This is a genomic window from Bathymodiolus platifrons methanotrophic gill symbiont (assembly GCF_002189065.1).
Lineage (GTDB): Bacteria > Pseudomonadota > Gammaproteobacteria > Methylococcales > Methylomonadaceae > Methyloprofundus.
Map to the genome: position 1 here is coordinate 1 of NZ_BDMN01000097.1, position 7,792 is coordinate 7,792.

Annotated in this window: 6 protein-coding genes and 1 pseudogene; 3 read left to right on the forward strand and 4 right to left on the reverse strand. The window is 40.6% G+C overall.

Features of this window, described 5'->3' with window-relative positions; genetic code table 11:
* Nucleotides 1-193: 193 nt before the first annotated feature.
* The gene (locus CDZ78_RS06165; RefSeq protein WP_087869218.1) at nucleotides 194-535 is read left to right on the forward strand and encodes an EF-hand domain-containing protein; all 342 of its coding nucleotides are present in this window, start codon (nucleotides 194-196) and stop codon (nucleotides 533-535) included.
* 248 nt (nucleotides 536-783) lie between these two features.
* On the opposite strand, the pseudogene CDZ78_RS06170 reads toward CDZ78_RS06165, so the two are convergent.
* From CDZ78_RS06170 to CDZ78_RS21090, 3 genes and pseudogenes are all read right to left on the reverse strand, one after another.
* Nucleotides 784-3,056, reverse strand: a pseudogene (locus CDZ78_RS06170) (nitric-oxide reductase large subunit).
* Between the two features lie 489 nt (nucleotides 3,057-3,545).
* A complete protein-coding gene (locus tag CDZ78_RS06175; RefSeq protein WP_167374197.1) occupies nucleotides 3,546-3,833 on the reverse strand; it encodes a methyl-accepting chemotaxis protein in 288 nt (95 codons plus the stop codon).
* On the reverse strand, nucleotides 3,814-4,410 hold the full coding sequence (locus tag CDZ78_RS21090; RefSeq protein WP_167374198.1) for a methyl-accepting chemotaxis protein: 597 nt from the start codon (nucleotides 4,408-4,410) through the stop codon (nucleotides 3,814-3,816). Before CDZ78_RS21090 ends, CDZ78_RS06175 begins: the two co-directional genes overlap by 20 nt.
* A 229-nt stretch (nucleotides 4,411-4,639) precedes the next feature.
* Here CDZ78_RS21090 and CDZ78_RS06180 point away from each other — a divergent pair, with 229 nt between their 5' ends.
* Nucleotides 4,640-5,938: a transposase gene (locus CDZ78_RS06180; protein ID WP_087868413.1), complete on the forward strand. Its 1,299-nt coding sequence runs from the start codon at nucleotides 4,640-4,642 to the stop codon at nucleotides 5,936-5,938.
* Here CDZ78_RS06180 and CDZ78_RS06185 read toward each other — a convergent pair.
* Nucleotides 5,898-7,310 (reverse strand): Tar ligand binding domain-containing protein, encoded by a 1,413-nt coding sequence (locus tag CDZ78_RS06185; protein ID WP_087869220.1) that lies wholly within the window; start codon nucleotides 7,308-7,310, stop codon nucleotides 5,898-5,900. The genes CDZ78_RS06180 and CDZ78_RS06185 overlap by 41 nt on opposite strands.
* Nucleotides 7,311-7,528: 218 nt before the next feature.
* Here CDZ78_RS06185 and CDZ78_RS21095 point away from each other — a divergent pair.
* Nucleotides 7,529-7,792, forward strand: a 264-nt coding sequence (locus tag CDZ78_RS21095) for a hypothetical protein (RefSeq protein WP_373862444.1), incomplete at its 3' end; no start/stop codon positions are given.

The window sequence follows — 7,792 nt, forward strand, 5'->3', positions numbered from 1 at the left end:
TTAGTATCTATATCTTCAGTGAGGACTATAAGGGAGAGAGAAAAACTAATGAAATATCATGATTTCAATAGTCGTTTTAGGATCATGGCAGGATTTTTAGCTGAGATGGTCATAGAATAGGTAAATATACATACTTTCGTGATACAAGTTACCGTGATATTATTATCGTTTTTAGACAATATTGGATAGCGTAATGAATAAAATTTTGATAGGTGTATTACCAGCTTTTTTAGCTTTAACTGTATTTGATGCAAGTGCTGCTTATGTTCCTTATAAAGGTCAGTCTCAGAAGGCTTCAGTTCACGAGTACGATCAAAATAAAGATGGTTATATAACAGCTGATGAAGTTGAAGTAGAGCTACGAGAAGATGCGATAGAAAAAGCGATTAAAATGCAACAAAAGGGCAAGTCTCAAAAAGCTATTGATCGAGTGATTATGAATATGGAAGATAGTATTGAACAGGATGCTGAAAAAATTATTGATAAACTAGATAAAGATGGCGATGAGTTAGTCGAGCCTGAAGAAATAAAATAGTATTACCTGCTCAGATTCGATCAGGCTGATGCTGTCAGTTTTGATTAAAACTAACCAAGAGCAGGCACTCGAGTGATTATGATATTTAACCACGCAGGACTCGCAAAGACAAAGAGGTAGACTTTTCTTGGTAACAACGAGTTCTTCGTGGTAAATTTTTTTCATTATGTGGTGTATGACTGAATATTTTGCTCTCATTTAATTAAAATATGTGCCTACGAGCGAATGACTTTCCCTAACTCAATCAATCAATTGGTTTGTTTTTTAAATGCTTGATAAACAAACATCGCAAAGGCAAAGACCCCTACAGAGAAAATAATATCCCCCGGTACTCGCGCCCATACCAATCCTTCCATGACAGCACTATGCATAAACTCAGCAGACCGTGCAAATGCATAATAATGTTTTATGCTCGCGTAGGCTTGCCAAAGACCTTGAGGTAGAAGTGATAGAAAGGTCATCATCGCCAGGCCGATATTTAAGCTCCAGAACGAAATTTTAAGTAGATTTTGATTCCAATGATTAATATCTGTCAGACCACGTAAACAAAATAGCATTAAACCCAAACCTAACATACCATAAACACCGAATAATGCGGCGTGAGCATGATTCGCTGTGGTATTGAGGCCTTGCAAATAATACAGCGAAATAGGCGGGTTAATTAAAAACCCGAATAAACCGGCACCAATCATATTCCAGACTAAAACGGCGGAAAAAAACATAAATGGCCAATGGTAATTTTTCTCCCACTCTATTTCATGTTCGATTTTTGAATGGCTATAGGCCTCGAACCCGACAACCATCAGTGGCACGACTTCTAGCGCAGAAAAAGTTGCACCTAGCGCCAATACCGAAATGGGTGTTCCACTCCAGTACATATGATGAAAAGTTCCTAAAACACCTCCAACCAGGAAAATGATAGTGGCAAATAGAATCATAGTCGTGGCAACAGATACTCTCAGCAAACCCATACGCACAAAAATGGTAGAAATGATAGCCGTCGCAAAAACTTCGAAAATCCCTTCTACCCAGAGATGCACTACCCACCACCGCCAATACTCCATAATACTGATATGGGTATGCTGCCCCCACATCAGACCCGCTCCGTAAAGTAACCCAATTGAAATAGTAGAAAGGATAACCAGAAAAATCAGTGAGCCGGATGCTTTTTCTTGTAATGCGGGCCATAATCCGCGTAACACTAAAACGACCCAGAGTAATAAACCGATAAATAGATAGATTTGCCAGAATCGACCAAGGTCAATATATTCATAACCCTGATGCCCGAACCAGAAGTTTATGGTTAAGTCATCAAAAAATCCATGTCTCGCTAGCCATTCCCCGGCAAATGACCCGACCACGATCAGCAATAAGCTAAAGAATAAAAAATTCACACCAAAGCGCTGATATTTTGGCTCATGGCCGGAAAGCATCGGTGCAAAATAAAGCCCGGTTGCCAGCCAGGCAGTGACTATCCATAATATGGAAAGCTGAGTATGCCATGTACGTGTAACAGCGTAGGGAAGATAATCGATCAAGGGCAAGCCATATAGCCCTTGCCCCTCAACAGCGTAATGCGCGGCAATGATACCGAGTAAGACCTGGATAACAAAAAGAGCCGTTACCACCCAAAAATATTTAGCTGTCGCTCTCATTGAGGGAGTGATATGCATCGTTGTCATCATATCTTCCTGCGCATAGCCATGCGCTGGTTCCTGATGCTCTCGCCAGACATCAAATTGGCGTGCGTAATACCAGACTATCCAGCCTATTCCGGCAAGCAGCATCAAAATGGAAATAAGACTCCACATAAGGATGCTGGCAGAAGGCGTGTTTCCTACCAGCGGGTCATGTGCCCAATTACTGGTATAGCTAACATCATCATTGGGTCGATTAGTCACCGCTGCCCAGGCAGTCCAGCAAAAGAATGCAGTCAGTTGTCTGGCATCTTGTTCATTTAACACCGAGTTTAGGGGAAAGGCATAATCCTTGCGTAATTTGAGAGAACTCTCATCCTTAGCTGTGAACAATTTAATGTAATGCCGGGCTACTTATTCTCATAGCCAAAGCACGATTAGGACTGACTATAACGTTGCCTGTGTGAGGGTCATAAGTATTCTTGCGTATCTCATGGCGTAGTGAAACCTTATACATTTCAAGTAGTTGTTCGTCGGATGAAAATTCACTGACAATTTCATCACTGGCAATAAGTGACAGTAGTTCCAAAGCTTCACGGTGTAGCCAATCTGCAGACCAGTCAGGAGCAAGATAGCTTCCGTGTCCCCAGATTGAGCCTTGCTGCATACCCCCAATGGATTGCCAGGTATTCTGACCTCGTTCTATATCAGCACGGGTATAAACAACATTGCCAGCCGATGTTTGAATGGTCTCAGGAATAGGCGGAGCTTTTTTGATAAATTTGACTGCCAAAAAATAATAAGACAGAAAACGATACTAGCAAACTTACTAACAATATTTGCCAGAGTCTTTTAACCGTAAAGGTTGTGTGATAAGTATTCATTTGAGTCTCCCTGCTGATTGCTGAAGTAGATAAAATTGATGCCAACGATTATATTAGTTCCAAAAAAGTAGCTTATGATTGGAAGGTAATGCCAATTGCTTAACCAAGTACAACGGTAATAAACACTTTGTCATTCTTGATAAGAAGCAAAATAAGTGGAATCTTGTACCACAAAATGCTTTCCATGTTGTTTAACTTCATCTTCGGTTTCTCCATATATACATTTTGGGTTCCATTTTGCGGACGCTACACTTAGGCAACGTATCAATTTACCAGGAATGTGCACGAAATAATTTTTACATCATTATATGGGGCGCAGGTCTTGAGCCTGCATTTTAAAAGGCGGACTAAAGATCCGCGCCCCATTGTGCTCAAGTGTGTCGTGCATATTCCTAAGACAATTTATTTATAGAAATCTCAGTACCTGGACCTCGATACTAAACAATTGCTGAGTTCCAGTTTTAGACGTTTAAATATCATTTTATTAATTTATATTGTCCATTTCCCTATGGCTTGATTAATTTGTTTAATGCATGCCATTTGTGTCGTTGAGACATTACTGATGTCAGACATCATTACTGTAATGTCATGTATAGAGGCAACGATTTCTTCGATAGTTAAACTTGCTTGAGTAGCTAATCTTTTGCCATCGGAGGCTTTGTTTAACGAATCATCAATTATATTTTTTATTTCATCGGTAGCTGCAGCAGTACGTTGCTCTAGGTTACGCATTTCTACGGCCACAGCGGCGAACCCCCTACCTTGCTCTCCAAGCACGGGTTGCTTCAATAGAGGTAGTGTGGGCAAGCATTTTAGTCTGGAGCACAATGTCGTTGATGACTGGAATAATGCCTGCGATTTTACGTGAATAATCATAAATTTCATCTATATTGAAGACGACTTGATTGACCACTTCGACACCCTTGTCTGCTATCTTTGATGTGTTAGCGGCAACTTGGGCTGCTTGCTCGTAGGTGCGATGTAACAAATCACCTTTATCCGATACAATTTTTTCATCTCCAGAGTTGATGTTGTCAATTGCTTTCTTGATTTGATTGATGCTTTCTTTGAATTTTTCCACTGTGATATTTGCTTCACCCTTGGCTTGCGCGAAGCTGCCAGAATAATCATTACTGATTATTACGGTTAGATCGTTATGTGACAAAGCATATAGGAGGCGCTGGATATCATTAAGGTTATTTTCAGTGGTTTCCAGAAGCTCGTTAATTCCTTCGCCCAGTTGTTTTAAGAAGCCTTCTTCCTTGACCTGTATTTCGATGCGTTTGGTGAAGTCACCTATGATTGCAGCATTAATAATTGTTTGCACCTCATTTTCTATCGCTATTTCATGCATCAGTGTTTCCATTGAAAGCAACAATAGCTAAGAAACTTAGAGAGTATGCCTTATTTTAGAGGCGGTATGCGATTATCTTGTCCTACTCCCAGATTTTTAATCAATCCTAAAAATTCTTCGCAGGATAAGCACATGGAAAAACAACAAAAAACCTAAAATAAAGCTTGCAATTACGAAAAACATTTTTTTATAATTTTCCGTTTTATAAACCTTATAATCGGAAACTCTCATGTACGAATCCCAGACACTGAATGCCTTTATTTTTGATCACTGCAATAAGAGCATGGACAATGCCGTATCAGCAGAACGTTACCCTTTGTGGAAGCGAGCATGCCCAGGACTAAACGATATTGGCTTTATTCGTCTTGGGATGTTACGTTGCATCAGTTTGGTGGATAGTGGTCGCCATTTTTTACAGGCAGCAGAAGAGGTTCATGAGGAGCAATGCCCTCTTTCAACCTATTTTAAATCACTCAAGTCACCTAGACGAGTGAGAATGCTCGAAGCTGTTGAACAACAAAGCTATGACATTTACAGTGAAACTCTGTCATCGCACGGTATTGATTATCTAAAGTCATTTCCTGAACTGAATGACTATACCGTATTGGCGGCTGATGGGCACTTTATTGATCATGCCTGTCATACAGAAAAAGGAAGGAATGGAAAAGTCTACGCAGCAGGGTTTATCTACACTTTAAATCTCAGAAATGGTTTGCTCAGACCTTTTTCGCTTATTACAAATGGAACCCGGCGGCATCAGGAAATCCCCGTGCTGCGCGACGAACTCAAGAGAGAAAACAGAACAAAAAACAGCACCCAAAAGTGCCTCTACGTCTATGATAAAGCGGTCACTGATTATGCTTTCTGGAATAACCAAATAGAGCATGGGAATTTGATGATTTCAGTTTTAAAGGAGAATTCAGTCGCCACTTTTGTTGAATCAATTCATTTCGATACCAGCCATGAACTTAACACGGGGATTGAAAGTTACAGCACTTATGAAAACAACGGTATCAGGTTTAGCATTGTCAATTATCGCGATCCCGAAACAAAAAAACTTCACCGCTTTATAACGACCTTACCTGGCTCAATCAACCCTGGAACGATTGCCATGCTGTACTTCAAGCGCTGGACGATTGAGAAAGCATTCAATAACAGTAAAAGTAATTTGAAAGAAACAAAAGCATGGTCTTCTGATAATAACTCACTCAAGAACCAGATGCGGCTGACAGCAATGAGCTACAACTTATTACGCACGGTCGAAGAGCTTTCTAAAATACAAGATCCAGAGTTGATTCACCCTTCTGATAAAAAGTACACCGAAGATCTTGAGAAAAGGCAGCAAGCAGCTAAAAAAAGGGGAGGATTTGTGAATCCATTATTTTTTAATGAAAGAATCGCACGTATAAGCTCATATACTATTCGGGCTGTTCAAAACGCAATAATGACAGGAAAGTCGCTGAGTAGCTTTATCAATGCGCTTGTTGCTAAATTAGTTCCGAGGGTGAATCAGATAGGGGAACACTGATGATTTCATGGGTGCAATCCTGCCATTCGGCCACAGTTCCCAGACGTTGACCTTCTTTAGTAATGACTGGACAGGCAGTCAATTTCATAATGCGACTACCTAGTTCCAGATTAGCTGTGTAGCAGATACTCAAGGAGGAGAGCAATTGTGTTTGGTGCGAAGGATCCTTATGAAAACTATCAATATTAGTACCGATTAGATTAGCGACTGAGAATTCAGGTAGTTGTTTGCGGATATTCTCTTCGGCTTTACCAAGAATATTGATTACCGACTTGTTGGTGTAAATGATGTCACGTTCATTGTTAGCGATCATCACGCCAGTGCTAACGTTATCCAGAGCAACCTTAATACACCTATGTTCTTCGGCAATGCGTTTAGTTTCCTCAACATCAAAACTGCACTTGATTTGCATTGCCTTGACAGCTGTCATCACTTTACCAATTTCATCCTTACGTTCGATTTCAATGATGTTATTGTAATAGCCCTGGCTGATCCTGCCGAAGTGTTTAATAGCGGCATCTAGCGGACGAACGATGGCACGAATCAGCGTAACACCCAACCATATCGCCAGCATAATACCAAATAGAGTCAAGCCGATAGAGATGTTGCGGGTATTGACGTAGCGAGATTGTGCCGCTTCATATACTTCTTTGGCGACATCTATCTGCAATTGCATTAACTTTCTGATTGAATCATTACTCAGTCTATAAAGGGGGCCAATATCTTTCTTTCTGATTTTATCGGCCAGAGCGGTGTCATTGTTGCGCAGTGCTGCCATAGCGGGCTTTAGTCCTTTACGTACGAAACGATTTCTGTTTTCGGTAAAATTGTCCGCGAAGGTTTTTTCCATGGGTGTTAAATAAGTGGCCAGGTACGCATTCATTAGTTTGGTAATTTTCGCTATGTTTTGATCCAATTCAGTGGCATTTTTCTGAATTATCTCAGTATTTGGGGTGACTAGGCTGCCGGCGATAAGTATCAGGTTTTTCCGCTGTAGTTCACTTATATTAAACAAAAGGCTCATGGTTACCGTGCGATCCTTGTACACCGAATGCAAGCCTTCGTTACTCTTGCGCATGCCCTGCAAGCCCAAACCGCCAATGACTATCATTAGTATGGACAGGAGACTAATGACGAACGTCAGATGGGATTTGACGGTCAAATTTTTGAATAGGTTGAGTTTTCCCATCAGGGTCGATTTGACAACTTTGCCGTCCTGGATTTTTAAATTCCCCGCTTTCCCGTCAACAAAAAGCTGGTACACCGCGTCTGTTGATTTAATTTGCTCACGGGTGGCTTTGGTGCGAACAGACATGTAGCCGACAAGCTTATCATTTTCGTAGAAAGGGGTTATATTCATCAGTGTTTCCATTGAAAGCAACAATAGCTAAGAAACTTAGAGAGTATGCCTTATTTTAGAGGCGGTATGCGATTATCTTGTCCTACTCCCAGATTTTTAATCAATCCTAAAAATTCTTCGCAGGATAAGCACATGGAAAAACAACAAAAAACCTAAAATAAAGCTTGCAATTACGAAAAACATTTTTTTTATAATTTTCCGTTTTATAAACCTTATAATCGGAAACTCTCATGTACGAATCCCAGACACTGAATGCCTTTATTTTTGATCACTGCAATAAGAGCATGGACAATGCCGTATCAGCAGAACGTTACCCTTTGTGGAAGCGAGCATGCCCAGGACTAAACGATATTGGCTTTATTCGTCTTGGGATGTTACGTTGCATCAGTTTGGTGGATAGTGGTCGCCATTTTTTACAGGCAGCAGAAGAGGTTCATGAGGAGCAATGCCCTCTTTCAACCTATTTTAAATCACTCAAGTCACCTAGACGAGTG